Genomic DNA, 26,480 nt, shown 5'->3' on the forward strand with positions numbered 1-26,480 from the left:
GTCGCCGGCGCGCCGGTCCCGGCGGCGGGCCGGACGCCGAGCGCGGTGGCGCGCGCGGCCAGCTCGGGTGGCGGGTCGGCGACGGTCAGGACGGACACGCCGTCCAGTTCCAGGGCGCGGACGAGCACGTCGGCGACCAGCAGCACGCGGAGGGCCGTGGCCCCGGTTCCGGTCACGTGTGCGTGGACCCGGGTCAGGGACCGGGGCACCTCGGTGGGCTCGCCGGTGCGGGCGTCGGTGATGTGGAGCACGGGGCGAGCCTAGGGCGGGGGGCGGCACGGGCGCAGGAGGGCCACGGGAACATGGCCGACACCGGAGCACCCGGCCGGGGCCGGAGCCGGTTCCCTCAGCCCGGTGTCCCCAGGGTGCCCAGGAACCGCACGTGCGGCCGCTCGTCGGGTCCGGGGCGGGTGACCGTCGCGCGCACCCCGTACACCTCGGCGATCAGTTCCTCGGTGAGGACCTCGCGCGGGCCGCCCCGGGCCACCACGCGCCCCTCGCGCAGCACGACCAGTGCGTCGCAGTACGAGGCCGCGAGGTTGAGGTCGTGCAGGGCGATCACGGTGGTGACGGGGAGGCCGGTGACGAGGTGGAGCAGGTCGAGCTGGTGCTGGATGTCGAGGTGGTTGGTGGGCTCGTCCAGGAGGAGTTCGCGGGGCTCCTGGGCGAGGGCGCGGGCGATCTGCACGCGCTGCCGTTCACCACCGGACAGGGTGTGCCAGGACTGGCCGGCGCGGCCGGTGAGGCCGGTGCGCTCCAGCGCCTCCCGGACGGCCTCCTCGTCCCGGGCGGAGGCGGGGGTCCAGGCCCGGCGGTGCGGGATGCGGCCGAGCCGTACGACGTCCCGGACGGTCAGCTCCACCTGGGTGTCGGACTGCTGCTCGACGACGGCCACCCGGCGGGCGATGTCGCGGCGGCTCAGCCCCGTGATCGGGTCGCCGTCGAGCGTCACGACACCGGAGGCGGGGGCGAGCACACCGGCGAGGATCCGCAGGAACGTGGACTTGCCGGAGCCGTTGGGGCCGAGGAGGCCGACGGTGGAGCCGGGTGCCGGGGCCAGACTGACGCCGTCCAGGACGAGGCGGCCGTCGGCGGAGCGGGAGACGCGCTCGGCGTGCAGCCCGCCGGCCGGACCGCCGGCGCCCGTGGGCGCGGCCACCCCCGGGGCCGTCCGTGCGTCCGAGGTCATCCCACCCTCCTCGTCCGGTACAGCACCAGCACGAACGCCGGCACCCCGATCAGCGAGGTCACCACCCCCACCGGCACCTCCTGCGGATCGAGCACCGTCCGGGCCAGTGTGTCCACCCACACCAGGAACACCGCCCCGGCCAGTGCGGAGACCGGCAGCAGCCGGGCGTGGCCCGGGCCGACCAGCGCGCGGGCGGCGTGCGGCAGCACCAGGCCGACGAAGCCGATGGCACCGGCGGAGGCCACCAGCACGGCCGTCAGCAGAGCCGTCACGCACAGCAGGACCAGCCGGGTGCGGGCGACGGACACGCCCAGCGCGGCGGCCGCCTCCTGCCCGAAGGCGAAGGCGTCGAGCGTACGGGCGTGACCGAGGCAGACCACCAGCGCGACCGCGAGCACGGCCAGGCAGATCCACACGTCCGTCCAGCCCGCCCCGCCGAGCGAGCCGAGCAGCCAGAACAGCACCCCGCGCGTGGTCTCGGCGTCGCCCGAGGTCATGACGACGAAGGAGGTCAGCGCGGAGAACAGCTGCATCGCGGCCACACCCGACAGCACCACGCGGTCGGTGCTGCCGCCGAGGGTGTGGCTGAGCAGCAGGACGAGCGAGAACGACAGCAGCGCGCCGAGGAAGGCGCCCGCCGACAGCGAGAGGGCCCCGCCGCCGATGCCCAGCACGACCACGACGACGGCGCCCGTGGACGCGCCGGAGGAGACGCCCAGCACGAACGGGTCGGCGAGCGGATTGCGCAGCAGCGACTGCATCACCGCCCCGCAGACGGTGAGCCCGGCCCCGCAGACGGCGGCCAGCAGGGTGCGCGGCAACCGCAGCTCCCACACGATGCCGTTGCGGATGGGACTCACGTCCGCGGTGCCCCATCCGAGACGGTCCGCGACGACGGACCACACGTCACCCACGCGGATGTCGGCCGGCCCGATGGTGATCGCGACGGCCACCGAACCGCACAGCAGGGCGACGCCGGCCAGCACGAGCAGGACACGGCGCAGGGCGCGGGCGCCGCGCGCCGGAGGAGCCTCGGTCACCTCCGGCGGGGCGGGCGCATCGGACGGGCCGCACCGGCTGGACGGGCCGGACGCGCTGCCGACGGTGGTGGGCACGGTCACCCGGCCAGCCCGTACCCGCGCAGCGCGGTGGCGATCCGCTCCACGCCCTCGACGGTACGGATGGTCGGGTTCAGGGCCTGCCCGCTGAGCAGCACGTACCGCTTCTTCTTCACAGCCGTCATGTTCTTCGTGACCGCGTTGGACTCAAGGAACTCGATCTTCTTCTCGGCGGTCTCGGCGGTCTGCGACTTCCGGGTGAGGTCGCCGATGACGAGCACGTCGGGGTCGCGGTCGGCGACGGTCTCCCAGTTGATCTGGGGCCATTCCTCGTGGGTGTCGTCGAAGAGGTTCTCGGCGCCGAGGGCGCGGGTCATGATGCCGGGCGCACCGCAGCAGCCCGCCATGTAGGGCGACTCGGAGTTCGCGAACCAGTACATGAGGGTGACGTCGGAGGCGTCGACCCCCTGCGTGGCCCGCTCCATGCGCTCCTCGAGGGAGGCGACGAGCTCCTCGCCACGCTGCTCCTCCCCGAACACCTTCGCGAGGTCGCGCACCTCGCCGTACACGGCGTCCATGCTGAGCGCCGCCTCCCGCTCGCCGTCGCCGTTCCCGTGGTTCTCCTTGCCGGAGCAGTCGGACGGGGCGACGTAGGTGGGCACTCCGAGCTTCTCGAACTGCTCGCGGGTGGCCACCCCGCCCTTGCCGAGCGTGGAGACGAAGGAGGCGGCGACGAAGTCGGGGTCCTCGTCGAGGACGCGTTCGAACGAGGGGGAGTTGTCGGCGAGCCGCGCCACCTTCGCGTTCTCGGCCTCCAGCCCCTCCAGCACCGGGTCGGTCCAGGTCGCCGTGCCCACCATGCGGTCGGCGAGCCCGAGGGAGAGCATGATCTCAGTGGTGCCCTGGTTGAGGGAGACGGCCCGCTCGGGGGTCGCGTCGACGCGGACGGTGTGCCCGCAGTTGGTGAGGGAGACCGCGGCGGCGGTGCCGGCCCGGTCGGCGGCCCCTCCCGACCCGCAGGCGCTCAGGACGAGCGCCCCGAGGGCGAGCAGGACGGCGGAACGTACAGGGCGTAGCGGGCGTACAGGACGTACTGGGCGTACGGGACGTGCGAACGGCACGGGAGCAGATCCTTGATCGTCGAGGGCTCGAACGCGGAGCCCGGTCGTACGGTGCTCCCCCGCCGTCGTACGACCGCGGAGGCCGCCAGCAGGTCTTCGGACTCGGGATCGTCCGGACGCGGCGCCTTCCCGGACCCGGTTCGGGTCCAGTGGCCGATGCCCCGCCCGTCCCCCTCACCGCTGCGCGTCAGTTCCGGATTCGCACCGGATTCCCTGACCCACGCACGTGGGTTCGACTGGCTCGGGAAAGCTATCACGGTGGGTCACGACGGCCGCCGGGTGCCCCGATTACCGCCCCGCGGCCGCTTCCGGCCGCCATAGGTCGCCCGCCACCGCGCACGATGCGCGCGGTCCCCCTGCCCCGCCCCGTTGACCTCGCCGAACGACAGGAGCGAGGCACCGTTGTGCCACAGTCCGAGGAAGTCGCGGTGGATCGCTACGACGCCGTTTCGCACCGCGGTCCGCTCGGCGGGCCCGGTGAAGTACGCGGTCGTGACGAAGACCGCGACATCGGCTCCGAAGTGGACCCGGGCCCCGATGAGGTCGCGGACCTCACGGCTCGGGATCGCGTTCCCCGGTGCGTGGCGCTTGCACTGGACCACCATGCTCCGGCCGTCCGGCAGCCGCCCCCGCACATCCGCCCCGTCGTCGTGCGAGCCGCCCACCCGCCGCACCTCGGTGCACCCGTCCCGCCGGCACAGGCCCGCGACGAAGTCCTCGAACTCCCCGCCCGACATCCTGTCCACCTCGGCGAGGGTCCGGCGGCCGGCCCGGACGGCGTCCTCCTCGCGCCACCGCCGGTCACGCCCCCTGACCAGCCGGTCCGTACGCCACAGCCACCACCCGCCGAGGGCGGCTCCCCCGAGGACCAGCCCGCCGACGAGGTACGGCCAGACCGTCTGCCAGGACACGGCCGTCAGGACGACGCCACCGGTCGCGGCGCCCGCGGCCGTCGTGAGCCGGCGCCGCCGGGCGCGGCGCCCGCGCGCAGCGGACGGACGTCGTCTTCGCGCCACCGCTCCTGCCCTCCCCCGCGTACCAGGGGAGCAGTCTCGCCCGTGCCGACGCCCACCGGTAGGGCCACGAACCGGCCAGTGCCCGATGGGCGGCCGAAACGGCCCCCGCCGGCGGGAATCGCCCGCGCCGGCCGCGCGTTCTGACGGACCAAGTGGCCGATCGACGGCCGGACCCGACGGAGGCGCAGCATGTACGGCGACGCAGAGACCGTCCGCAAGATCCTCACCGAGAGCGGTGACACCTGGGCCGTCGTCGGCCTCTCCGCCAACCGGCAGCGCGCCGCGTACGGGGTCGCGGCCGTCCTGCAGCGCTACGGCAAGCGCGTCGTCCCCGTGCACCCCAAGGCCGAGACGGTCCACGGGGAACAGGGGTACCCGTCCCTCGAGGCCATCCCCTTCGACGTCGACGTCGTGGACGTCTTCGTCAACAGCGACCTGGCCGGCCCGGTCGCCGACGAGGCCGTGGCCAAGGGCGCGAAGGCGGTGTGGTTCCAGCTCGGTGTCGTCGACGAGCAGGCGTACGACCGCACGCGCGCGGCCGGCCTGGAGATGGTGATGGACCGCTGCCCGGCGATCGAGATCCCTCGGCTGGGCTGAGGGTGCCCCGGCCGGTCATGGGTCCGGCGTCGGCGCGTCTCATCAGGAGGTGATGCGGGGTGGCCGGGGGGTCAGACGACCGTCGTCGAGGACCCACACCGTGACCGCGGTGCCTGTGGGGCAACATGTGGCGTCCCGGGGCCGGTACCACCGTTCCTCGACTTCTATCCGGCCGCGTTCCATCCGCAGCTCGGCGAGGAGTGTCGGGGGCTGCCCGGGCGGTTGCTGTTGCGGCGTGATCGATCGCAGGACTGTGAGCCTGCCCTTGTCACTGGCGTAGATCACCGAGCCGAACGCCAGTTGCCCCGCGGCGGTACCTCCGCCGTTGTTGCACTCCACGCCGAGGGCGGCCTCGGGACGGCGGTCCCCGCCGATGTCCCCGTAGGTCGGTTCCGGTTCGCGGGAGAGGTCGACCCGGCCCCAGGTGCGGGAGGTCGCCGTCGCCCGGCCGTCGTGGAAAGTGATCAGGCCGGGAATGTCACAGAAGGTGCCGGGGACCCGGACGTCCCGCCAGTTCACCTCGCGCAGATCCTCGGGGGCCGGTCCCAGGTCGACGGCACCGGGCGTGGCGGAGGTGGGGCCGGTCGCGGTCGGCGGACCGCCGGTGCCGGGGGCGGAGGTCGGCGTACGCGTGATCCGGGGGCCCACATCGGGCGTACCGCAGGCCGACAGGAGGAGGGTCAGCCCCAGCAAGGCAGCACCGCACCCGCTCGACGTCCTTCGCGCGTCCATCGTCCCTCCCTTGCTCACCCGGTTCAGGCGCACGGGGGCTCGTAGGGTTCCCCCGGCAGGTACTCCCGCCACTGAGCCGGTGTCACCGCGGGTGATTCGGCACACAGCCGCTGCAGGATGTCCATGATTCCGACGTCCCACAGCTGGACCTCCTGTGCCGTCGCAGCCGCCAGGGTGTGTCCGTCCGGGCTGAACGCCAGTCCGGCGACGTCGTACTCCCCACCCGCGTCGAGAGAAGCCAGTTCGTAGGGGTGCGCGGGATCCGCCAGGGACCAGACGCGTACGCGGCCGTCGGTACCGGCGCTCGCCGCCACGCCGCCGTCCGGCACGGCTGCCAGCCCGTCGACACGGCCCGTGTGCCGTCCGGCCGAGGCGAGCCGTTCGGGGCGTGTCACGTTCCGCACGTCCCAGGTGATCACCGCGCCGGCGGAGTCGCCCGTGATCAGTGTTCGGCCGTCCGAGCTGAATGCCAGGGCCGCGACGTGCCCTCGCGCGGGCTCGGCCGTTCCCGCAGCTTCACGCCTCCCCTTCGGACCGATGCTCCAGAGCTGCGCGGCACCGGTTTCGTTCACCGTGGCCAGCACCCTCCCGTCGCTCCGGAAGGCGACCCCCTGGGACAGCGACACCGTCCTGTCCAGCGTCGCGGCCCTGACCGGATGTGTCCGGCGACCGACGTCCCAGAGTTCGAGCGCGCCCTGCCGGCCGCCCACGGCAAGGAGGGAGTCGGTGGGCGCGTACGTCATGGTGTCGGTGCCGTACCTCAGACCCACCTGTGGTGTCAGATAGCGCGGGCGCGTCCGATCGGTCACGTCCCAAGTGGCCACGGGGCTCCCGGCGGCCAGGGTACGGCCGTCCGGGCTGAAGGACGCGGCCGAGCCGCCCTGGTTGAAGGTCGCGAGTGTGCTGACGGCCCGCGGCCGTGTCCGGTGGCTGATGTCCCAGAGCCTCACCGGGTATCCCGCGGCCATGGTGCGGCCGTCGGGACTGAAGGACGGGACGGCCGAGTGCGTCACCGGAAGACCCGTGCGGGCCGTGGAGCGTACGGCTCCGTCGACGTTCCACAGACGCACGCTGCCGTTCCGCACGTCGGAATCGTCGACGGTGCGCGACGCACCGTCCGTGCTCAGCGAGGCCAGCGTACGGTCGTCACGGCTGAAGGCGACCTCGTCCACCGACGCCGAATGCCCGGTCATCCGGGTGCCCTGCACGGCGTAGAACGGGTCGTCCAGGTCCCACAGCCGAAGGGCGCCGTCACTCCCTCCCGCGGCCAGGGTCACCCCGTCGTGGGAGAACGCCAGTGCGTCCACCGTCGCGCCCGACTCCGATGTACGGCCGTTCAGCGAGGGCCGTCCCTGTGGAGAGGCCGGTTGCGCGATGTCCCACAGCAGGACCGTGCCGTACTCGCCGGCCCCGGCCAGCAGATTGCCTTCGGCGCTGAACGCCAGGGAACCCACGGGCCGGGGAATCCGCGCCAGTCGAGGAGGTCCGTCGGCCCGCGACAGGTCCCTGACCGACACGGCGTTCTCGTCGCCGACTGCCAGCAGGCGGCCGTCGGGGGACACCGCGAACGTGTCGCCCGGTACCTCGGCGGTCAGCCGAGGAGCCCCTGGCTCGCTCAGGTCGACGACGCCGACGTGGTCGGCGTTCAGATCGAAGAGCAGCAGAGGGCGGAGCGGATGGAAGGCCAGTTCGGTGATCGCTTCCGTCGAGGAGGCGACGGAACCGAGCGCCAGGGGGTGTCGGGCCGATGTCACGTCGTACAGCCGGACGCCACCGTCCTTGCCCCCCACGGCCAGCCGGCGGTCGTCCCCGCTGAAGGCGACCGCGCCTCGATGGCTCGCGGGAAGGGGCAGGCGGGACAGCACCGTCCCGTCGGCGGTGTCACGCAGTTCCAGTCCGCGGTCGGACGCCACGGCGAGGAGATCGCGGTGCCGGCTGAAAGCCACGCCCCGCCGGTACCCGGGGGCTGCCACCACCCGGGGGATGGAGGCACTGCTCAGCAGCGCGCCTTTCACCTCATCGGTCGGCGAGAGCCGGTACGCCTCGATCAGCAGCTGGCGTGCCAGGTCCGGCTGGCTGTCCCTGATCGACGCGGCCTGGCCGACGAGCTGACGTGAGGTGGCGATCAGAGCACGCTCACGGGCGTTGTTGCGTTGCTGCAGGGCGATCACCCCGCCGGTGACAGCGATGACCAGCAAGGACGTCAGGCAAGCGATGACCATGCGTATCCAGCGCATTGTCCTCCTGCGCTGCCGTACGTGCTCGCCGAGGAGGTCCTCCTTGGACATCCCACGGATCGGCGCGACGAAGTCGGCCACGCACTCGACCAGCCTCGGGTCCGCCGGGTCGACGTCCCCCGCCTCCCGCAGCCAGCGCAGGTCGACCCATCGGGGCTGGTGGGAGAAGGCGTGGGCGATCTCCGCCGCCGGCAGTGCGTCGGAGACCGCCCAGTCGAAGGTGCCGGTGCCGTCGTCCCAGACGAGCCGGCCGTCCGTCCACGCGATCAGGATGCGGTCGGCGGCCCGGTGCTGCAGCCACCACCGGATCTCCTTGCGGACCCACGGTGACTTCGCGGCCGCGGGAGACGCCATGAGGATCAGCCATTCGGCACGGCTGAGCGCCCTTTCGATGTCGGGCCACATGCTCGGGGTGGCACTGAGGTTGACGACGTCCCGGAAGATGCGCGAGGACCGCCAGCGGTACCAGGGCCGGGCCATGTTCTGGATCTGGCTCTGGAAAGACGTGGTGAGAGCCCTGTCCCAGGAGTGGCTGTAGGAGATGAACGCGTCGTAATCCCTGTCACGCCCCGGATGATCCGGCATCGTGCGCTCCCATCTGCGCTGCCGGATCAGTCGTCGTCCAGCATCGCGGTCGCGTCCCGCACTCCGGCGAGCCTGGCGAAACCGAGCGCGTAGGTATGGATGTGCTCCTGGACGGCATGGAGTTCCGCACGACAGACGTCATTGTCGGGCCATGACGATTCGGGGTTCTCCGGGTGGCTCAGTTCGTAGGTACGGAGCCTCGGGTGCCATGCGGAGAGGAACGGGCGTAGTTCACGGTTGAGCATGGTGATGGCGAGGTGCTCGACGGTCTGACCGCTCGGGATGACCTGTGAGGACTGCGTGCCTTTGAGAGTCTCACGGGTACTGGCGAACAGACCGTGCAGAGAGGTGAGTGCTTCACGGACGATTCCCTCGCCGGTCGCCAGCGGTTGGGTGGAGACACGTGTCACGGTCTCCACGAAAAGCTCCCATGCGACCTGGCGGGCGTCGCTGTTGACCACGAAGGTGAACTCGCTCAACTGCGGAACGGTTATCTTCACCTCGGTCAGCCTGGCCGCCTTTCCGTAAAGTTGAATTCCGGTGACCGCGACCGCCCCGGCGACTGCTCCGGTGACCATGTAGAGAGTACGTCCCGTCAGCCCGGTCACGGCAAACATGCCTGCACCGACCAGGGCTCCCATGACGGTCGACGCGAAGAGGCGAGCCCACCACCCCCGCAGTCCGCGTCCGGTCCCCCTCGACAAGGTCATTCCACCTCCATCGGGCCCGGATCACGCTCACCGCGAATCACCGTACGTCGACATCATGAACCCGGGAGGAAATCATCAGCAATGCTCGGGACACCTTCGGCAGAAGCCGACCGGACCGTTGAAATACACGGCGATCGCTGCATTCACCCTTTTCACCTCCCTCGCCCGAGGGACAGAACCAGAGCAGCACTGGCCGCACAACTGAGTCGCCCTTCGAGAACTGCCTCGGTGGCCTCGGCCAAGGGCACTTTCCGCACCCGCACGTCCGCTTCCCCCGGTTCGACGGCCGGGTCACCGGACTCCAGCTCACCTGCCTGCCACAGATGGACACGGGCCGGGGTCAGGCCCGGAAGCGGATGGAGGGTGCCGCGAGCCGTCCAGTGACCGCGGCGGTACCCGGTCTCTTCCGCGAGCTCCCGAGCCGCGGCAGCGCGGCTGTCCTTGTCAGTGGGGTCGATACTTCCACCGGGCAGTTGCCACATCGGACCGATCAGGTAGTGGAACTGCTCGATCACGACGATCGCCCCGTCGACCAAGGCGGCGACTCGCACCAGATCCGGCACGTCCAGCCAGTCGTAGTGATCCGCTCGACCGTCCGGACGGGTGACGACATCACGCCGTACGACGAGCCGGGGCGTCGCACAGAGCAACCGACGGGCATGACTCGTCCAGGGGCCACGACGTTCCACGTCTTCACGTTAGACCGCCTGACGCGAAGCTTTCGAGAACCGGCCGAACGCCGCGCTTGACCTCAAGTCGGGTCGAGTTCCTACGGTCGTCCCGGTGTACGGGATCGCACCGTCCTCGGAACATCCGCGGACCCTCGTGGAGAGGCTTGCCATGGAGTACTCGCACAACGACGCCGAACTGATCCAGCAGCCCATCGGTTACTGGAGCTGGGCGGCCTACAAGTCCGTCATCGACCGCACCCGGGGCGCCCTCGCCGGGATCGGCCTCACCCAGCCGCAGTGGTGGGTGCTGGCGCAGATCGCCGGCGCCGACTCCCCGAGAACCCGTGACGAGGTGTCCCGGCTCCTGCGGAACTACCTCGACACGGGGGCGGAGACGATGGAGGCGGAGATCGACGGGACCGTCGTCCAGGGCTGGATCACCGAGGACGCCGAGGGGCGGCTGGGTCTCACGGCCGAGGGCAGGGCGCTGCACGGGAAGGCCGCGGCCCTCCAGCGCGAGCTGTGGGAGGAACGGCACGCGGGCATCTCCGACGAGGAGTACCTGACCGTCCTCAAGGTGCTGCAGCGGTTCATCCACAACACGGGCGGGCGGGCCTGGCACCACTAGGACACCACTGGGGGACAGTCACTCAGCCGCAGCGCACGTCCCACCGCGGCCGCTCCCCCGTCGCCAGGAAGCGGCTGACGGTGCGGTCGCCGCAGGCGTTGCCGTTGTCGAGGTAGGCGCCGTGGCCGGTGGAGTCGACGGTCACCATGACGGCGCGGCGGCCGAGGGCGGCGCGCATCTTCAGGGCGCCGCTGAGCGGGGTCGCCGCGTCCCGCTCGTTCCGCACCAGCAGGACCTTGGCGGGGCCGTCGTCGGTGATGCGGACCGGGGGCTCCTTCGGCTCGTACGGCCAGACGGCGCAGGGCATCACGTTCCTCGGCATGCCGGCGGTCAACGGGTGCTCGGCGCGGCTGACGGCGACCTCCTTCTCGTACACGGCCGGTGAGGTGGGCCAGGCGACGTCGTTGCACAGGGTGCCGGCGCTGACCGCGACGGAGTTCCGCATCTCCCCCTCGGGCGGGGCCGGCGGGGCGGGCGGCACGGTGCCCTCCCGGGCGGCCCGGAGCAGCCGGGCGAGGGCGGGGAGCCCTCGTCGGGGTCGTAGAAGGCGTCCAGCATGGTCTGGCGCAGCACGTTGCCGTTGAGCTCCTCGGGGTTGGCGCCCGGCCAGGGGACGGGTGCGCGGTCGAGGCGGGCGGCCAGGGCGAGGAAGAGCGGACGCACCTCGGCGGCCGTCCGGGCCAGGCGGTCCGGGTTCCCGGGCCGGGACGCCCACGTGGCGAACTCCGGGAAGACGTCCTCGACGCCGGCCTCGAATCCGGCGAGCCAGGCGCGGCCCACCCGGACGGGGTCGGGATCGCCGGTGCTGTCCAGCACGAGGCGGTCGGTGCGGTGCGGGAACAGTTCGTTGTAGACGGCGCCGACGTACGACCCGTACGAGACGCCCCACGCGGAGACCTTGCGCTCCCCGAGGGCCGCCCGGACGCGGTCGAGGTCGCGGGCCTCGTTCGCGGTGGTGAGGTGCTGGACGAGGGTGCCGCCGTCCCGGGCGCAGGTGTCCGCGACACGTCGCGCGGTGGCCAGGTTCTCGGTGAGGGTGCCGTCGGGGGCGGGCCAGGGGCGCAGCTTGGAGAGGGCGAGGTCGCTCCCCCCGCAGCTCGTCCAGTCGAGGGGAGCGGGCTTCGCGGTGGCCGTCAGCGGTGTGACGAGGGTCAGCACGGCGGCCGAGGCGGCGAGCAGCGCCGCGTTGCGCTTGGTGTTCGTCATGCGTACGAGGTTCGTGCGTTTCCGCGCGTCCCGACATCCGGGCAACCGGCGTTCCGTTACGGGGGGTTGCCCCGCCTCACCCCTAGGGGAGAAGCGGGGTCTCTCCTCAGTCCCGGGCCGCCCGGCTGCGGGTGACCAGCTTCCGCAGCAGCGGCCACGCCAGCAGCAGCACCACGATCGCGTACACCGTCACCGAGAAGGGCGTGTTCACGAGGCCGGTGACGCTGCCGTCGCTGATCTGCAGGGCGCGGCGGAGTTGTTGCTCGGCGTTGGGGCCGAGGATGACGCCGATGACCGCGGGGAGGACCGGCAGCCCGTACCGCCGCATGCCGAAGCCGATCAGGCCGATGATCAGCAGGATCACCAGGTCGACGACCTCGCCGCCGACCGCGTACGCGCCCACCGCCGCGAAGAACAGGATGCCGGCGTAGAGGTACGGGCGCGGGATGCGCAGCAGCTTGGCCCAGACCGGGGCGAGCGGGAGGTTGAGCGCGAGGAGCAGCACCATGCCGACGAAGAGGGAGGCGATCAGGCCCCAGACCAGTTCGGGTTCGCGTTCGAACAGGAGCGGTCCTGGCTGGATGCCGTACTGCTGGAAGGCGGCCAGCATGACGGCCGCGACCGCCGTGGTGGGCAGGCCGAGGGTGAGCATGGAGACCAGCGTGCCCGCCGCCGAGGCCGAGGCCGCCGCCTCCGGTCCCGCGACGCCCTCGATGGCGCCCTTGCCGAACTGGTCCTTGTGCCGGGAGAGGCGTTTCTCCGTGACGTAGGAGAGGAAGGTGGGGATCTCGGCGCCGCCCGCCGGGATCGCGCCGAACGGGAAGCCGATGAACGGGCCGCGCAGCCACGGCTTCCAGGTCCGTCTCACGTCCTTGCCGTCGAGCCAGGGGCGGCCGACCGGGATCGCCTCGCCGGTGGTGCGGCGCAGGTGGGCGGCGACCCACAGGGCCTCGCCGATCGCGAAGAGGCCGACCGCGACGATGACCACGTCGACGCCGTCGGCGAGGTGCAGGGAGCCGAAGGTGAGGCGCTGCTGGCCCGTCATCTGGTCCAGGCCCACCAGGCCGATGGTGAGGCCGATGAGGAGGGAGGCCAGGCCCCGGATGCGGGAGGAGCCGAGCACGGACGTCACGGCGATGAAGGCGAGCACCATGATGGCGAAGTAGTCGGGCGCGCCGATGTCCACGGCCAGTTCGGCGACGGTCGGCGCGAGCGCCACCAGCAGGATCGTGCCGATCAGGCCGCCCGCGAAGTGGCCGATGGCGGCGGCCGCGAGCGCCTGTGCGCCGCGCCCGGCCTTGGCCATCGGGTTGCCCTCCATCGCGGCGACCACGGCGGCGCTCTCACCGGGGGTGTTGAGGAGGATGGAGGTCGTCGAGCCGCCGAACATGGCGCCGTAGTAGATGCCCGCGAACATGATGAACGCGCCGACCGGGTCGAGCCCGTACGTCACCGGCAGCAGCAGCGCGACCGCCATCGCCGGGCCGATGCCGGGCAGGACGCCGATGGCCGTGCCGAGGAGGACTCCGAGGGCCGCCCAGAGCAGGTTGACCGGGGTGAGGGCGGTGCCGAAGCCGTCCATCAGGGAGTTGAGGGTGTCCATGTCAGAGCACTCCCATCAGCGGACCGCCGGGGAGCGGCACTCCGAGCAGGTTGTTGAAGACGACGTAGGCGAGGAGGGAGAGGACGGCCGCGATGAGCGGGTCGCGGTCGTAGTGGCGGCTGCCGAGGGCATAGGCCGCGCCCCAGAAGAGCAGGGCCCCGGCGACGGGGAAGCCGACGGGCTCGATGAGCACGGCCGCGCCCAGGAAGACCCCGACGAGCAGCAGGACCGTGCGCCAGTCGGCGGGTTCGGACAGGTCGACGTCCTCGCCGGCCTCCGCCTCGCCGCGGCCGCCGCGCAGCACGTCGACCGCCAGCAGGACGGCGATGACCAGCAGCCCGATGCCGACGGCGATCGGCACGGTGCGCGGTCCGACCGGGCCGCGCTGGGTGAGGTCGACGTCCATGGTGACCGCGTCGGTGAGGACGAGCACGCCGAGGAGGAGCAGCAGGACGCTGACGCCGAGTTCGGAGCGCTCGCGCAGCCGGTGCCGCCAGGTGGGCCGTTCCGTGTCCGTGTCCGTGCTCGTACTCATGTCCGTGTCGGTCCCGGTCTCGGTCCCGGTCCGCTTCGTCGTCACAGTCCCAACTCCTTCAGCACCGACACCACGCGCTCGTCCTGGGCGGTGAGGAAGTCGCCGAACTCCTCGCCGGTGAGGAAGGCGTCGTCCCAGCCGTTCTTCTCCAGGGACTCCTGCCACTCCTCGGAAGCGTGCAGCTCCTCGAACAGCCGGGTGAGCTTCTCCCGTTCGGCGTCGGAGAGACCGGGCGGGGCGACGACGCCGCGCCAGTTGGTGAAGTCCACGTCGTAGCCCGACTCCTCCAGCGTGGGCGCGTCGAGTCCGGGGACGCGCTCGGGACCGGTGACGGCGAGCAGCCGCAGCTCGCCCGCCCTGATCTGGTCGAGGTACTCGCCGACGCCGGAGACGCCGAAGGCGACCTTGTCGCCGAGGATGGAGGCGAGCAGTTCGCCGCCGCCGTCGAAGGGCACGTAGTTGACCTGCCGGGGCGCGATCCCGGCGGCCTCGGCCATCAGCATCGGCGCGAGGTGGTCGGGCCCGCCGGGCGCGGAACCGCCGCCCACCGGAAGCTTGCCCGGGGCGTCCTTCCAGGCGTCGACGAGCTGGTCGATCGTCTTGTACGGGGAGTCCTTGGACACCACGACGACGTCCTGCTCCTCGGTGAGCCGGGCGATCGGGGTGGTCTCGGCGAGGGTCGTGGGCGCGTCGTTGGAGCGGGCCGCGCCCACCACGCCGAGCCCCATCGACATGGCGAGCTTGCCGTTGCCGTGCTCGCTCACCAGCCGGGTGAGGCCGACCGTGCCACCGGCGCCGGGCAGGTTGAACACCTCGATGTCGTGGGTGAGTCCGGCGTCCTCGGCGTTCTTCGCGGCCGTACGGGCCGTGATGTCGTAGCCGCCGCCGGGTGTGTTGGGGACCATGAAGCGCAGGCCCGGGATCTGCGTGCCGGTCTCGGTGCCGCTGCCGGGTGTGAGCAGGGGCGGACCCACGAGCACGAGCAGGGCGGCGCCGAGCAGGGCGAAGGGGGCGCGCAGGCGCACGTGTGCCACCACCTGTCTGGACGTCGGTACGGGAACGGGATGCCTCACGGCACGGGCGTGAGGTGCGCCACATGGTGCCCGCGCGCGGGCGCGCTGTCTGCCTTCCGCAACCAATGGAGGTTGTGGTCATTGCGGTCGCCGCGCGGCCCCTCCTCCGTCCCTCCCGCGCGTCTCCTCCCTCGAGTCACGTCCCTTCCCAAGGCCGCAGGTGGGCGCCATGATGGTGCGGCTCGGCAGCCGAGCCGCCCAAGTGTTCGTGCCGGTAGGAGAGATCGAGTTCCCTGTGGTCCCCACGTTCCGTCGCCACACCCTCGCGGGCGAGATGCTGGTGCTGCAGCTCGCCATCGTCGTGGTGGTGCTGCTGGCGGTCGCCGCGGTCTCGTTCGCGCAGTCGCAGGCGACCTTCCACCGCGTCGAGGGCCGCCGCGTCGGCGCGCTGGCCGAACAGCTGGCCGCCGGTCCCCTGGTGCGCAGCCAGCTCACGCGCCCGGCGCAGGACGACGCCCTCGACACCCTGGTGCAGTCGACGCACGTGCAGTCCGGGGTCACCTCGGTGACGGTGGCCGACCGTACGGGCCGCGTCGTCACCTCGACGGACCCGACCGCGGTCGGCGGCCGGCTGCCGCTGGGGACCGGGGTCGCCCGGGGCCGCGGCTGGTCCGGGCGGCTGGCCTGGGGAGGCGGCCAGGAGCTGGTGGCGCAGGTGCCGGTGCTCGGGGCCACGGAGCACAACGTCGGGCGCAGGCTGGGCACGGTGATGATCGGCGAGGCGTACCCCACGGTGTGGCAGCGGCTGAGCGGGGCGTCCTCGTACCTGCTCGCCTACCTGGGTATCGCCAGCGGACTGGGCGTGGCCGGTTCCTGGCTGCTGGCGCGGCGGGTGAAGCGGCAGACCCTCGGGCTGGAGCCGCGCGAGATCGCGGGGCTGGCCGAGCACCGCGAGGCGCTGCTGTACGGCATCGCGGAGGGGGTGGTCGCGCTGGATCCGCAGGGCCGGATCACCCTGGTGAACGACGTGGCCCGGCGGCTGCTCGGCCTGCCCGGGGACTGCGTGGGCCGCAGTCTCGCCGACCTCGGTATCGGGGGGCGGCTGCGGGACGTGCTGGCCGGGGTGGACGGCCGGTCCGCGGAGCGGCACGAGCCGGTGGTGGAGCGGCACGACGAGGTGGTGGTGCGGGGCGGCCTCGTCCTGGTGATGAACCGGATGACGGTCACCAAGGACGGCCGCCCGCTCGGCTCGGTGACGACCCTGCGGGACCGTACCGAACTGGCCCGCCTGGAGCGGGAGATCGGCTCCTTCCGCAGTTCGTCGGAGCTGCTGCGCGCGCAGGCCCACGAGTTCGCGAACCAGCTGCACACCATCTCCGGGCTGATCCAGATCGGTGAGCAGGAGGAGGTGGTGCGCTACATCCGCGCACTGCACCAGCGCCGCCAGTCGCTCGACATGACCCTCTCCCGGCGCGTGCGCGACACGGCCGTGGCCGCCCTGCTGATGGCGAAGTCCTCGCTGGCGGCGGAGCGGAGGGTGCGCCTGCGGATCTCGGACGACACGGCGCTGGAGCGGCTCGCGCCGGAGGACGCCGCCGACGTGGCGACGGTGGTGGGCAATCTCATCGACAACGCCCTCGACGCGCTCGACGCCCCCGACGCGGGCGGCGCCGACCGTACCGGGCCCGAGGCGTGGGTGGAGGTGGGGCTGCGGCAGGACGCCGCCAGCGTGGAGATCGAGGTCCGCGACTCCGGCCCCGGTGTGGCGCCCGAACTGGCCCACGAGGTCTTCGCGTACGGCTTCACCACCAAGGCGGCCGAGGGCGGCGAGCGCGGTATCGGCCTCGCGCTCACCCGGCTGGTCTGCGAACGGCACGGCGGGGAGGTCGCGGTGACCAACACGCCCGACGGCGCGATGTTCACCGCCCGCATGTCCGTGGGCCACCCCGCGCGCGCGGTGGCGGAAGGAGCCCCCCGATGAGTGCCCACGCCATCGACGTGCTCGTCGTCGACGACGACTTCATGGTGACCCGGGTGCACCGTACGTTCGTCGAGCGCGTCGAGCCGTTCCGGGTCGTCGGCACGGCGGGCACCGCCGAGGAGGCCGTCGCCGCCGTCGGTGCGCTGCGCCCGGACCTGGTCCTGCTCGACCTGTACCTGCCGGACGGCTTCGGGCTCGACGTCATCCCGCGGCTGCGCGCCGCCGGGCACGACTGCGACGTCATGGCCATCACCGCGGCGCGCGAGGCCGACGCGGTGCGCGGCGCCGTGCGGCACGGCGTCGTCGACTACCTGCTCAAACCGTTCGAGTACGAGGACCTGCGGCCCCGCCTGGAGCGGTACGCGGCGCAGCGCGGCCGGCTGCTCACCACCGTCGTACGGGGCCAGGCGGACGTGGACCGGGTGCTGGCCGGGGCGTTCGCGACCGCGCCGGGCACCGCGCTGCCCAAGGGGCTGAGCGTGGAGACCGCCGGACTGGTCGAGCGTGCCCTCCGCACGGCGGAGGGCACGCTGTCCGCGGCCGAGTGCGCGGCCGCCACCGGGGTCTCCCGGGTCAGCGCCCGGCGCTACCTGGAGTACTTCCACGCCACCGGGAGCGCGGAGGTGTCGCTGCGGTACGGGGCCGCCGGGCGTCCGGAGCGCCGGTACCACTGGCGGGTGTGAGCCGCCCGCGGGGTGGTGGTCAGCCGGTCCACGTCCACTCCGCGACCTCCGGCAGGTCGGTGCCGTGCTCGCGGATCCAGTCATGGTGGCGGGTGCGGGCGTCGGCCATGCGCTGGCGTACGCCCGTGGCGCGCACACCGAGCCCGGGCACCCGGTCGATGACGTCCATCACCAGCCGGTAGCGGTCGAGGTCGTTGCGGACCACCATGTCGAACGGGGTGGTCGTGGTGCCCATCTCCTTGTAGCCGCGCACGTGGAGGTTGCCGTGGCCCGCGCGGCGGTAGGCGAGGCGGTGGATCAGCCACGGATAGCCGTGGTACGCGAAGATCACCGGCTTGTCGGTGGTGAACAGGCCGTCGTACTCGAAGTCGCTCATGCCGTGCGGATGGTCGTCCGCGGGCAGCAGTTTCGCCATGTCGACGACGTTCACCACCCGTACCGCCAGCTCCGGAAGATGGCGGCGGAGCAGCTGGGCGGCGGCCAGCACCTCCTGCGTCGGCACGTCGCCCGCGCAGGCGAGGACCACGTCCGGTTCCCGGCCGCCGTCCTCCGTGCCCGCCCAGTCCCAGGTGCCCGCGCCGCGCGCGCAGTGCGCGCGGGCCTGGTCCATGGTCAGCCAGTCGAAGCAGGGCTGCTTGCCCGCCACGACGACGTTGACGTAGTCGCGGGTGCCCAGCACGTGGTCCGCCACCGACAGCAGCGTGTTGGTGTCCGGCGGCAGGTAGACCCGTACGACCTCCAGGCTCTTGTTCAGGACGTGGTCGACGAAGCCGGGGTCCTGGTGGGAGAAGCCGTTGTGGTCCTGGCGCCAGACGTGGGAGGTCAGGAGGTAGTTGAGCGACGGGATCGGGGCCCGCCAGGGCAGCTCGCGCGAGGTCTTCAGCCATTTGATGTGCTGGTTGACCATGGAGTCGACGATGTGGACGAACGCCTCGTAGCAGGAGAACAGCCCGTGCCGCCCGGTGAGCAGGTATCCCTCCAGCCAGCCCTGGCAGAGGTGCTCGGAGAGGATCTCCATGACCCGCCCGTGCCGGTCCAGGTCCTCGTCGACCTGGAGGGTCTGCGCCTGCCACGCCTTGCCGCTCGCGCCGTAGACGGCGTCCAGGCGGTTGGAGGCGGTCTCGTCGGGGCCGACCAGGCGGAAGTCGCGGCGGTCGGCGGTGTCCCGCATCACCTGTTCGAGGTAGTCGCCGAGGACGCGGGTGGGCTCGTGCGCCGTCGCGCCGGGTTTGTCGACGTCGACGGGGACCGCGAACCGGTCGGGGCCGGGCAGCGGCAGGGTGCGGGTGAGCAGGCCGCCGTTGGCGTACGGGGTGGCGCCGAGCCGCCGGGCGCCCTCGGGGACGCAGGACAGGACGTCGGCGGTGGGCCGGCCCGCGTCGTCGAACAGCTCCTCGGGCCGGTACGACCGCAGCCACGCCTCCAGGTGCCGCAGGTGCTCCGGATTGTCCCGGACGCCGGACAGCGGCACCTGGTGGGAGCGCCAGGTGTCCGCCACCGGCTTCCCGTCCACCTCGGCCGGTCCGGTCCAGCCCTTCGGCGTCCGCAGCACGATCATGGGCCAGCGGGCCCGCTCGGTCGCACCGTGCTCGCGGGCCGCGCGCTGGATGCCGGCTATGGCGTCCAGGGCCCGGTCGAAGGCCTCGGCGAGCGCCCGGTGGATCTGGACCGGGTCGTCGCCGGTGACGTGGATCGGTTCATGGCCGTACCCGGTGAGCAGGGCGTCGAGCTCGGGCTCCGGGATGCGGGACAGCACGGTGGGGTTGGCGATCTTGTAGCCGTTGAGGTGCAGGACCGGCAGCACGGCGCCGTCGTGCACCGGGTCGAGGAACTTGTTCGCGTGCCAGGACGCGGCCAGCGGCCCCGTCTCCGCCTCCCCGTCGCCGACCACGCACGCCACCAGCAGGTCCGGGTGGTCGAACGCGGCCCCGTAGGCGTGGGCCAGCGAGTAGCCCAGTTCCCCGCCCTCGTGGATCGAGCCCGGGACCTCCGGCGCGACATGGCTCGGCACCCCGCCCGGGAAGGAGAACTGGCGGAACAGCCGCTCCATGCCCGCCCCGTCCCGGGACACGTCCGGATAGATCTCGCTGTAGCTGCCCTCCAGCCAGGAGTTGGCGAGGACGGAGGGCCCGCCGTGCCCCGGCCCCCAGACGCACAGCGCGTCCAGGTGCCGTGCCCTGATCACCCGGTTCAGGTGGGTGTACACGAGGTTCAGCCCCGGGGACGTACCCCAGTGGCCGAGCAGCCGCGGCTTGATGTGCTCGGGCTTCAGGGGTTCGGTCAGCAGCGGGTTCGCGAGCAGGTAGATCTGGCCGGCCGCCAGGTAGTTGGCGGCCCGCCAGTGGGCGTCCAGGCCGTGCAACTCGTCATCGGTCAGCGCGGCACCGGCCGGGTGGTCGTCCTGGGGCATGTGTGACTCCCGTGGTCAGGTCGGGGACTTGGGGCGCCGTCGCCGGGTTGCCGCCCCAAGGAGGAGTACCAGCGTTTCCCGCACCGATGCCCGCACGCGCGGACGGAACGGCGGGAACGGAAGGGAGGCGGGCCGAAAGAAGGGGGGTACCAGTGTTCTCGCCCGTACCGACACCCGCACCTGCATCTGCGCCCGCGCCGGTCCGGGGCGCACCGCGACCGGCTCCTCACCCGTGCGGGACGACCGCGACCGGGCAGGCGACGTGGTGCAGCACCGCGTGCGTGACCGGGCCGACACGACCGGCGTGGCCCGCGTGGCCGGCGTCATCGCCGGAACCGATGCCGGCGACGGCGTCGGGACGGGGGTTCCGGTCGTGGCGGCCCACGACGAGGAGGCCCGCTCCGGCCGCGGCGCGCACCAGTTCGTCGGCGGCCCGGCCCTCGGTCACCGTCTCCGCGACGGTGGTCCCCGGCCACTTCTCCCGCCATGGGCGCACCGCCGCGACCACGGCGCGCGCGTGCTCCGCGAGGAGGTCCGCGCCCGGCGGGGCCGGCCGGACCGATCCGCCGCCGAAGACGTGGACCACCCGCAACGGGGCACCGCGGCGGTGCGCGGCCTCGAAGGCGAAGCCGACCAGCTCGTCGCAGGAGACGTGCTCGTCGCCGGGTGCGCCGACGTCCAGGCCGAGGACCACGTCCCGGTAGGGCACCTCGGGGATCTCCTCCGGGGACACCCCGTCGATGACCGGGAGGTGCTCGGCCGCGGCGCCGACCCCCGCCCGGACGACGACCACGGGGCGGTTCGCCCGGGCGACGACCCGCTGGGAGACCGAGCCGACGAGGAACCCGGCGACGCCGCTGAGGCCCCGGGAGCCGAGCACCAGCAGTCCGGCCGCGTCCGCCTCCGTCAGCAGGACGGTGACCGGGTCCTCGTCGGCCAGCCGTTCCTCGACGCGGAGCCCCGGGTGGGCGGCGCGCACCCCGGTGGCCACCCGGGCGAGGGCCCGCTCGGCCCAGCCCGCCCGCGGCACGTCCGCGGCCGGGGACGCCGACGGGTGCGGACGCCACTCCCAGGCGTGGACGACGTGCAGCGCGCTGCCGCGGCGGACGGCCTCACGGGCCGCCCAGTGCACGGCCGCGAGGCTCTCGGGGGAACCGTCGATCCCCGCGGCGACGTGTCGCTCCATGGTCCGCACCTCCTGCGGCCGCAGCCGGTCCGCTTCTCGGCCCCTGTTCCGAGCCTGGTGGGAGCCCGGGTTCCGGGCAACCGCGCGCGGGGGTGCACCGCGGCTTCACGGTGGCGGCCGCACGGGGGACGGACGCCCGCCGCGCCCGGCCCCGAGCGGCCGCCACTGCGTCCGGCCGGCCCATGGCGGGGACGGTGCCGGAGAGCGACGCTGGAGGTGGCAGCTTCGTACGCCCCCTGGGAGGCACCGCCATGAACGCTCCGTCCGCCGGCCCGATGCTCCGCGCACTCCCCGTCGAACACCGGCAGCGGCTGATGCGCATCGCCCGCGAGGTGTCGTTCCCGCAGGGCGCCCGGCTCTTCGAGGAGGACGGGAGCGCGGACCGGTTCTGGGTGATCCGCACCGGGACCGTGGACCTGGACATGCGGGTGCCGGGGCGGCGTCCGGCCGTACTGGAGACCCTGGGAATGAACGAACTCGTCGGCTGGTCCTGGCTCTTCGCCCCGCACACCTGGCACCTGGGCGCCGAGGCGACGAGCCCCGTACGGGCGTACGAGTTCGACGCTCCGACGGCACGGGAGATGTGCCGGGAGGAGCCGGAGCTCGGGCTGGCGGTCGCCGAGTGGATCGGCGGCATCCTCGCCCACCGGCTGCGGGCCGCCCGCACCCGGCTGCTCGACCTGTACGCCCCGCACAGCGGCGTCGGTTTCCTCTGACCGCCGCCGCCCGGCTCCGTCCCACGCCGTTCCGGGCGGCGCCGGGACGCGACCGCGTCAGCCCTCGCCCACCAGCCGCCCCACCAGGTCGTCCCAGCCGGCCTCCACCCGCTCCAGCGCCATGCCCCGCCGGGTGACCAGATGGTCGACGAGGGTGATGTCCAGGTACCCCAGCAGGGTCTGCGCGAGGAGTTCCGCGTCGCCGGGCACCTCGGCCCGGCGTAGCAGCACGCACAGGTGGCTGAGGCGCAGCAGCGTCGCCGGGCTGGTGTGCCGGCGGGCGGCGTCGGTGTGGGCGGCCAGGTAGAGGTCACGGTGGGCGCGCTCGTGCCGGACGGCGGCCACGCCGAAGGCCCTCAGCCGTTCGATCGGCGGCGCGTCCGGGCCGAGCGGCGGCGGACCGGTCAGGAAGGCCGCCTGCAGCTCCCGTTCGTGGTGGTCGAGCAGGGCCATCAGCAGCCCGGTGCGGTCGCCGAACCGGCGGAACACGGTGCCCTTGCCGACCTTTGCGGCGCTCGCCACCGCCTCCATGGTCAGGTTCGCCGCTCCGTGCTCCTGGGCCAGCCGGGCGGCGACCTCCAGCAGACGGACGCGGTTGCGCGCCGCGTCCGCGCGCAGCCTGGGCTGTTCACCGGTGGCCGGAGCGATCTCCAGCAGGCTGTTCGGGGCTCTCGGCGGGTCGTGGTCTTCGGGCAGGGGGAAGGGCGGGAGCGGCTCGGTCATGGATCGAGCGTAACGCCCACCGAAGACAAACGGACCTCGGTCCGGATACACTTCCCGGAGAAACGGACCTCGGTCCGGATGAACTCTCCAGACGGACCCCGGTCCGGATGCCAGGTGGACCACCCCCTCGAGAAAGTGGTACAACTTTCAACGGACCACGGTCCGCTTGGCTTTTCACCGTCCTCCCCAGGACGACCGTCATTACTAGGAGTCAGCTCATGTCCGTACGCATTCTCGCGCTCGTCGGTAGCCTCCGCGCCGGTTCGCACAACCGCCAGCTCGCCGAGGCCGCCGTCAAGCACGCCCCCGAGGGCGTCACGATCGAGCTGTTCGAGGGCCTCGCCGACGTGCCGTTCTACAACGAGGACGTCGACGTCGAGGGCAGCGTCCCCGCCGAGGCCGCGCGTCTGCGCGAGGCCGCCGGCCAGGCCGACGGTTTCCTGCTCTTCTCGCCCGAGTACAACGGCACCATCCCGGCCGTCCTGAAGAACGCCATCGACTGGCTGTCCCGCCCCTACGGCGCCGGCGCCTTCACCGGCAAGCCGGCCGCCGTCGTCGGCACCGCCTTCGGCCAGTACGGCGGCGTGTGGGCGCAGGACGAGACCCGCAAGGCCGTGGGCATCGCGGGCGGCTCCGTCCTGCAGGACGCCAAGCTCTCCATCCCCGAGTCGGTCGTCCGCTTCGCGGAGACCCACCCGGGCGACGACACCGAGGTCGTCGAGGGCCTGACCAAGGTCGTCCAGGAGCTCGCCCACGCGAGCTCGGCCGCCGCCGCCTGATCCACGGCTCCCGGTAGCGCACGAACGGCGCCGGGCGGGGCAGTACGCCCCGTCCGGCGCCGTTTCCCGTGTCATGACACTCGCGTCACGACGCGCCCCACCCGCTCAGTCGTGCGCGGGCCGGTCCGTCAGCCGGTGGTCCGCGAGGTTCAGGGCCTCGTCCACCACACGCCGCAGATGGCCGTCGCGCAGCGAGTAGATCACCCGGCGGCCCTCCTTCCGCGTGTTCACCAGCCCCGCGAGACGCAGCCGGGCGAGGTGCTGGCTCACCGCCGGGCGCGCGGCGCCGCACACCTCCGTGAGGGTCGTGACATCGGCCTCGCCCCGGGCGGCCAGGGCGTGCAGCAGGGTCAGCCGGGTGCGGTCACCGAGCAGCGCGAGCACTTCGGCGGCCAGCGCGAACTGCTCCTCCCCCGGCGCGGCCGGATGCCCGCCGGGTCCGCCCGCGGTGCGCGGGTGCCCATCGTGCGCAGGTGACAGGTGCGTGCGTGCGCTCATACGCACATAATGGTCCGGTGGACGCGCGCACGTCCAGGGCTCGTCCGCTCCCGCCCACCGCGAGGGGAACGACGTGAGCGACCGGCAGCACGAACACCCGCACGAGCACGAACACCCGCACCCGCACCCGCACCAATGGTTCGCTCCCCACTCGCACAGGACGTCCGAGAAGGTCGACCCCGCCCTGGAGTCCTCCGCGCGCGGCATGCGGGCGCTGTGGGTCTCGCTGGCCGTGCTCGGCGCGACGGCCGCGGCGCAGGCCGTCGTGGTGGTGCTCTCGGGGTCGGTCGCGCTGCTGGGCGACACGGTGCACAACGCGGCCGACGCCCTCACCGCCGTACCACTGGCCATCGCCTTCGTGCTGGGCCGCCGCGCGGCGACGCGCCGGTTCACGTACGGCTACGGGCGGGCCGAGGACCTGGCGGGCCTCGTCATCGTGCTGACGATCGCCGCCTCGGCCGCCTTCACGGGCTGGGCGGCGGTCGGCCGGCTGCTCGACCCGCGGCCGGTGGACCACCTGCCCGTCGTCGCCGCGGCGGCGGTCGTCGGCTTCCTCGGCAACGAGTGGGTGGCCCGCTACCGCGTCCGGGTCGGCCGGGCGATCGGATCCGCCGCGCTCGTCGCCGACGGCCTGCACGCGCGGACCGACGCCCTCACCTCACTCGCGGTGCTGGCGGGCGCGGGCGGTGCCGCCCTCGGCCGGCGGTACGCCGACCCACTGGTGGGGCTGGCGATCACGGCCGCGCTCCTGCTGGTGCTGCGCGACGCCGCGCGCGAGGTGTGCGGGCGCGTGCTGGACGCCGTCGACCCGGCGCTGGTGGACAGCGCCGAGCGGGCGCTGCGCGAGGTGCCGGGCGTGCGCGGGGTGGGCGAGCTGCGGCTGCGCTGGATCGGGCACCGGCTGCGGGCCGAGGTGGCGGTGGTGGTGGACGGGGAGGCGAGCCTGCGCCGGGCGCACGGCGTCGCGGTGGCGGCCGAGCACGCCCTGCTGCACGCGGTTCCCGGACTCACCGCGGCCCTGGTGCACGCGGATCCGGAGCCTGCGCCGGGTGCGGCGGACCCTCATGCACCGCTCGACCACCACACGGCCGTCCCGGTGGTTCGGACCGCCTGAACGCCCCCTGCCGGGCCGGCGTTCACGCTCCGGCGACGCCCAGTCCGTCCAGCACCGCGGCGTTCGGCAGCTCCGTGAACGCCTTGCCCGGCACGAGCAGCTTCCCCCGCCGCCGGCCGCTGCCCACGAGCACGTACGGCAGGTCGACCACCGCGGAGTCGACCAGCAGCGGCCAGGCACCCGGCAGCCCGATCGGTGTGACGCCCCCGTACTCCATGCCGGTCTCCCCGGTCGCCGTGTCCATCGGGGCGAAGGACACCTTGCGGGCGCCGAGGTGGCGCCGGACCACGCCGTTGACGTCGACCCGGGCCGTGGAGAGGACGAGGCACGCGGCCGGTGTGGTCTCCCCGCCCCGCCTGCCCGCGACGACCACGCAGTTCGCGGACTGTTCGAGCAGTTCCCGCCCGTAGTGCTGGACGAACACCGCGGTGTCGGCCCACTGGGGGTCGGTGTCCACGTACACGAGCTGCTCGGCGGGGACGCTGCCGGTCCAGTCCCGTATCGCGGCGGCGACGGGGGCGGTGAGCTCGTCGAGGCAGTCGGGGGCGGGGGTGGCCCGGTCGAAGTCTCCGATGGGTGCGCGCATGCGCCGCATGCTAACGGGGCCGCACCGGACAGAGGATCGGTGTTCCGGGGTGCGGACGGCCCTACTCCTCGTCCAGCTCGGCCAGCGCCAGCAGCTGTTCGGGCGTCACCCCGTCGGGCACCGGTACCGGCGCGGGGGTGCGCAGGGGCGGCTGCCACCCGGCCACGGGATCCCAGCTGCGCACCACACGCGCGGGGGCCCCGGCCACCACGGCGTGGTCGGGGACGGTCCCGCGGACCACGGCGCCGGCGGCCACCACGACGTTCCGGCCGATCCGCGCCCCGGGCAGGATGACGGCGCCCGTCCCTATCCAGCAGCCGGGCCCGATGGTCACCGGCTCCATGCGCGGCCACTGCTTGCCGATCGGCTGGTGCGGGTCGTCGTACGAGTGGTTCGTGGAGGTGACGTAGACGTACGGACCCACGTAGCAGTCGCTGCCGATGGTGACCGCCGTGTCGGCGATGACGTGGCTGCCGCGGCCGAGGACCACACCGTCGCCGATACGCAGGATGGGCGCGGGCCCGAGGTCGAGGTCGGGCATCAGCCCTGCGGTCAGCGTGACCTGTTCGCCGATGACGCAGTGCGCGCCGAGGTGGATCCAGGGCTCCCCGAAGACCGTGCCGAGCGGGAAGGCCAGCCGGGTGCCCTCGCCCAGCGCGCCGAAGCGGAACCGGCCGGGCCGGTCGGCGGTCACGGAACCCGTGCGCCGCACCCAGGCCCAGCCCGCGTGAACGGCCCGCTGGACGATGCGGCGCCGCCAGGACGAGAACGTGTTCTTGCGCTCGGGCACCCGCTCACCGTACTCACCAGCGGTGCCGCCCTTCCCACCGGGCGACTGTGATCTTCACCCCATGGCCCCGCGGCCGGGTGGGGGCGATGCCTTACGGTTCCGGTACCCCCGTA

General features: G+C 73.0%; 24 protein-coding genes, 2 pseudogenes and 1 riboswitch. Of the genes and pseudogenes, 7 read left to right on the top strand and 19 right to left on the bottom strand.

Going from position 1 to position 26,480, the window contains the following annotated elements:
* The 5 genes and pseudogenes from UW392_RS25415 to UW392_RS25435 all read right to left on the bottom strand — a co-directional run.
* Nucleotides 1–251 (bottom strand): annotated as a pseudogene (locus UW392_RS25415) (hypothetical protein); the annotation flags it as partial.
* A gap of 95 nt (nt 252–346) precedes the next feature.
* Nucleotides 347–1,189, bottom strand: coding sequence for an ABC transporter ATP-binding protein (locus UW392_RS25420; RefSeq protein WP_320777442.1), 843 nt, complete (start codon nt 1,187–1,189; stop codon nt 347–349).
* Nucleotides 1,186–2,229 carry a FecCD family ABC transporter permease gene (locus UW392_RS25425; RefSeq protein WP_414496697.1) on the bottom strand — a complete coding sequence of 348 codons (1,044 nt, stop codon included), beginning with the start codon at nt 2,227–2,229 and terminating at the stop codon, nt 1,186–1,188. Before UW392_RS25425 ends, UW392_RS25420 begins: the two co-directional genes overlap by 4 nt.
* Nucleotides 2,230–2,306: 77 nt before the next feature.
* Nucleotides 2,307–3,368 (bottom strand): ABC transporter substrate-binding protein, encoded by a 1,062-nt coding sequence (locus UW392_RS25430; RefSeq protein WP_320777443.1) that lies wholly within the window; start codon nt 3,366–3,368, stop codon nt 2,307–2,309.
* A 69-nt stretch (nt 3,369–3,437) separates the two neighbouring features.
* Nucleotides 3,438–3,624: riboswitch (cobalamin riboswitch) on the bottom strand.
* A 7-nt stretch (nt 3,625–3,631) separates the two neighbouring features.
* Nucleotides 3,632–4,279, bottom strand: coding sequence for a restriction endonuclease (locus UW392_RS25435; RefSeq protein ID WP_320777444.1), 648 nt, complete (start codon nt 4,277–4,279; stop codon nt 3,632–3,634).
* Nucleotides 4,280–4,573: 294 nt separating this feature from the next.
* Between UW392_RS25435 and UW392_RS25440 the strand changes: the two genes are divergently transcribed.
* Complete coding sequence (locus tag UW392_RS25440) at nt 4,574–4,981, top strand: CoA-binding protein (RefSeq protein WP_320777445.1); 408 nt, start codon at nt 4,574–4,576, stop codon at nt 4,979–4,981.
* Nucleotides 4,982–5,023: 42 nt separating this feature from the next.
* Here UW392_RS25440 and UW392_RS25445 read toward each other — a convergent pair whose 3' ends face one another.
* The 4 genes from UW392_RS25445 to UW392_RS25460 all read right to left on the bottom strand — a co-directional run bounded on the left by UW392_RS25445 (nt 5,024) and on the right by UW392_RS25460 (nt 9,934).
* Nucleotides 5,024–5,674 (bottom strand): hypothetical protein, encoded by a 651-nt coding sequence (locus UW392_RS25445; protein WP_320777446.1) that lies wholly within the window; start codon nt 5,672–5,674, stop codon nt 5,024–5,026.
* A 62-nt stretch (nt 5,675–5,736) separates the two neighbouring features.
* Entirely contained in the window at nt 5,737–8,535 is a 2,799-nt protein-coding gene (locus UW392_RS25450; protein ID WP_320777447.1) for a TIR domain-containing protein, read from the bottom strand.
* Nucleotides 8,536–8,561: 26 nt separating this feature from the next.
* Nucleotides 8,562–9,176: a hypothetical protein gene (locus UW392_RS25455; RefSeq protein WP_320777448.1), complete on the bottom strand. Its 615-nt coding sequence runs from the start codon at nt 9,174–9,176 to the stop codon at nt 8,562–8,564.
* Nucleotides 9,177–9,397: 221 nt separating this feature from the next.
* Complete coding sequence (locus UW392_RS25460; protein ID WP_320777449.1) at nt 9,398–9,934, bottom strand: NUDIX domain-containing protein; 537 nt, start codon at nt 9,932–9,934, stop codon at nt 9,398–9,400.
* Between the two features lie 151 nt (nt 9,935–10,085).
* Between UW392_RS25460 and UW392_RS25465 the strand changes: the two genes are divergently transcribed.
* Complete coding sequence (locus UW392_RS25465; RefSeq protein WP_320777450.1) at nt 10,086–10,544, top strand: MarR family winged helix-turn-helix transcriptional regulator; 459 nt, start codon at nt 10,086–10,088, stop codon at nt 10,542–10,544.
* A 22-nt stretch (nt 10,545–10,566) separates the two neighbouring features.
* Here UW392_RS25465 and UW392_RS25470 read toward each other — a convergent pair.
* The 4 genes and pseudogenes from UW392_RS25470 to UW392_RS25485 form a co-directional block, all read right to left on the bottom strand.
* Nucleotides 10,567–11,633, bottom strand: a pseudogene (locus UW392_RS25470) (alpha/beta hydrolase); the annotation flags it as partial.
* 223 nt (nt 11,634–11,856) lie between these two features.
* Nucleotides 11,857–13,353 (bottom strand): tripartite tricarboxylate transporter permease, encoded by a 1,497-nt coding sequence (locus UW392_RS25475; protein ID WP_320777451.1) that lies wholly within the window; start codon nt 13,351–13,353, stop codon nt 11,857–11,859.
* Nucleotide 13,354: 1 nt separating this feature from the next.
* On the bottom strand, nt 13,355–13,888 hold the full coding sequence (locus UW392_RS25480; protein ID WP_320777474.1) for a tripartite tricarboxylate transporter TctB family protein: 534 nt from the start codon (nt 13,886–13,888) through the stop codon (nt 13,355–13,357).
* Nucleotides 13,889–13,929: 41 nt separating this feature from the next.
* Nucleotides 13,930–14,913: a tripartite tricarboxylate transporter substrate binding protein gene (locus tag UW392_RS25485; RefSeq protein ID WP_320777475.1), complete on the bottom strand. Its 984-nt coding sequence runs from the start codon at nt 14,911–14,913 to the stop codon at nt 13,930–13,932.
* 283 nt (nt 14,914–15,196) lie between these two features.
* Between UW392_RS25485 and UW392_RS25490 the strand changes: the two genes are divergently transcribed.
* Complete coding sequence (locus UW392_RS25490) at nt 15,197–16,882, top strand: ATP-binding protein (RefSeq protein WP_320777476.1); 1,686 nt, start codon at nt 15,197–15,199, stop codon at nt 16,880–16,882.
* Nucleotides 16,879–17,565 (top strand): response regulator, encoded by a 687-nt coding sequence (locus tag UW392_RS25495; RefSeq protein WP_320777452.1) that lies wholly within the window; start codon nt 16,879–16,881, stop codon nt 17,563–17,565. Before UW392_RS25490 ends, UW392_RS25495 begins: the two co-directional genes overlap by 4 nt.
* 19 nt (nt 17,566–17,584) lie before the next feature.
* Here UW392_RS25495 and UW392_RS25500 read toward each other — a convergent pair whose 3' ends face one another.
* Together UW392_RS25500 and UW392_RS25505 are read right to left on the bottom strand one after the other, a co-directional pair.
* Complete coding sequence (locus UW392_RS25500; RefSeq protein ID WP_320777453.1) at nt 17,585–19,975, bottom strand: phosphoketolase family protein; 2,391 nt, start codon at nt 19,973–19,975, stop codon at nt 17,585–17,587.
* 226 nt (nt 19,976–20,201) lie between these two features.
* A complete protein-coding gene (locus UW392_RS25505; protein ID WP_320777454.1) occupies nt 20,202–21,161 on the bottom strand; it encodes a universal stress protein in 960 nt (319 codons plus the stop codon).
* Nucleotides 21,162–21,412: 251 nt separating this feature from the next.
* On the opposite strand from UW392_RS25505, the gene UW392_RS25510 reads away from it, so the two are divergent.
* Nucleotides 21,413–21,877 (top strand): cyclic nucleotide-binding domain-containing protein, encoded by a 465-nt coding sequence (locus UW392_RS25510; protein WP_320777455.1) that lies wholly within the window; start codon nt 21,413–21,415, stop codon nt 21,875–21,877.
* 57 nt (nt 21,878–21,934) lie between these two features.
* Here the strand turns inward: UW392_RS25510 and UW392_RS25515 are convergent, their stop codons facing one another.
* Nucleotides 21,935–22,600, bottom strand: a complete 666-nt coding sequence (locus tag UW392_RS25515; RefSeq protein WP_320777456.1) for a helix-turn-helix domain-containing protein — start codon at nt 22,598–22,600, stop codon at nt 21,935–21,937.
* Between the two features lie 218 nt (nt 22,601–22,818).
* Here UW392_RS25515 and UW392_RS25520 point away from each other — a divergent pair, with 218 nt between their 5' ends.
* Nucleotides 22,819–23,379: an NAD(P)H-dependent oxidoreductase gene (locus UW392_RS25520; RefSeq protein ID WP_320777457.1), complete on the top strand. Its 561-nt coding sequence runs from the start codon at nt 22,819–22,821 to the stop codon at nt 23,377–23,379.
* Nucleotides 23,380–23,484: 105 nt separating this feature from the next.
* Here UW392_RS25520 and UW392_RS25525 read toward each other — a convergent pair whose 3' ends face one another.
* Complete coding sequence (locus UW392_RS25525; protein ID WP_320777458.1) at nt 23,485–23,877, bottom strand: metalloregulator ArsR/SmtB family transcription factor; 393 nt, start codon at nt 23,875–23,877, stop codon at nt 23,485–23,487.
* Between the two features lie 73 nt (nt 23,878–23,950).
* On the opposite strand from UW392_RS25525, the gene UW392_RS25530 reads away from it, so the two are divergent.
* Nucleotides 23,951–24,991, top strand: coding sequence for a cation diffusion facilitator family transporter (locus tag UW392_RS25530; RefSeq protein ID WP_320777459.1), 1,041 nt, complete (start codon nt 23,951–23,953; stop codon nt 24,989–24,991).
* Nucleotides 24,992–25,013: 22 nt separating this feature from the next.
* Here UW392_RS25530 and UW392_RS25535 read toward each other — a convergent pair whose 3' ends face one another.
* Together UW392_RS25535 and UW392_RS25540 are read right to left on the bottom strand one after the other, a co-directional pair.
* A complete protein-coding gene (locus UW392_RS25535; protein WP_320777460.1) occupies nt 25,014–25,577 on the bottom strand; it encodes a YbaK/EbsC family protein in 564 nt (187 codons plus the stop codon).
* A 61-nt stretch (nt 25,578–25,638) separates the two neighbouring features.
* The gene (locus UW392_RS25540) at nt 25,639–26,367 is read right to left on the bottom strand and encodes an acyltransferase (RefSeq protein WP_320777461.1); all 729 of its coding nucleotides are present in this window, start codon (nt 26,365–26,367) and stop codon (nt 25,639–25,641) included.
* Between the last annotated feature and the right edge of the window lie 113 nt (nt 26,368–26,480).

It is taken from the genome of Streptomyces sp. CRN 30 (assembly GCF_034105845.1).

Excerpts from the sequence above, each read along its gene's own strand:
- UW392_RS25420 (WP_320777442.1), bottom strand. The coding sequence starts at position 1,189 with ATGACCTCGGACGCACGGACGGCCCCGGGGGTGGCCGCGCCCACGGGC.
- UW392_RS25440 (WP_320777445.1), top strand. The coding sequence starts at position 4,574 with ATGTACGGCGACGCAGAGACCGTCCGCAAGATCCTCACCGAGAGCGGT.
- UW392_RS25450 (WP_320777447.1), bottom strand. The coding sequence starts at position 8,535 with ATGCCGGATCATCCGGGGCGTGACAGGGATTACGACGCGTTCATCTCC.
- UW392_RS25455 (WP_320777448.1), bottom strand. The coding sequence starts at position 9,176 with ATGGGAGCCCTGGTCGGTGCAGGCATGTTTGCCGTGACCGGGCTGACG.
- UW392_RS25465 (WP_320777450.1), top strand. The coding sequence starts at position 10,086 with ATGGAGTACTCGCACAACGACGCCGAACTGATCCAGCAGCCCATCGGT.
- UW392_RS25475 (WP_320777451.1), bottom strand. The coding sequence starts at position 13,353 with ATGGACACCCTCAACTCCCTGATGGACGGCTTCGGCACCGCCCTCACC.
- UW392_RS25480 (WP_320777474.1), bottom strand. The coding sequence starts at position 13,888 with ATGAGTACGAGCACGGACACGGACACGGAACGGCCCACCTGGCGGCAC.
- UW392_RS25495 (WP_320777452.1), top strand. The coding sequence starts at position 16,879 with ATGAGTGCCCACGCCATCGACGTGCTCGTCGTCGACGACGACTTCATG.
- UW392_RS25500 (WP_320777453.1), bottom strand. The coding sequence starts at position 19,975 with ATGCCCCAGGACGACCACCCGGCCGGTGCCGCGCTGACCGATGACGAG.
- UW392_RS25505 (WP_320777454.1), bottom strand. The coding sequence starts at position 21,161 with ATGGAGCGACACGTCGCCGCGGGGATCGACGGTTCCCCCGAGAGCCTC.
- UW392_RS25510 (WP_320777455.1), top strand. The coding sequence starts at position 21,413 with ATGAACGCTCCGTCCGCCGGCCCGATGCTCCGCGCACTCCCCGTCGAA.
- UW392_RS25515 (WP_320777456.1), bottom strand. The coding sequence starts at position 22,600 with ATGACCGAGCCGCTCCCGCCCTTCCCCCTGCCCGAAGACCACGACCCG.
- UW392_RS25520 (WP_320777457.1), top strand. The coding sequence starts at position 22,819 with ATGTCCGTACGCATTCTCGCGCTCGTCGGTAGCCTCCGCGCCGGTTCG.
- UW392_RS25525 (WP_320777458.1), bottom strand. The coding sequence starts at position 23,877 with ATGAGCGCACGCACGCACCTGTCACCTGCGCACGATGGGCACCCGCGC.
- UW392_RS25535 (WP_320777460.1), bottom strand. The coding sequence starts at position 25,577 with ATGCGCGCACCCATCGGAGACTTCGACCGGGCCACCCCCGCCCCCGAC.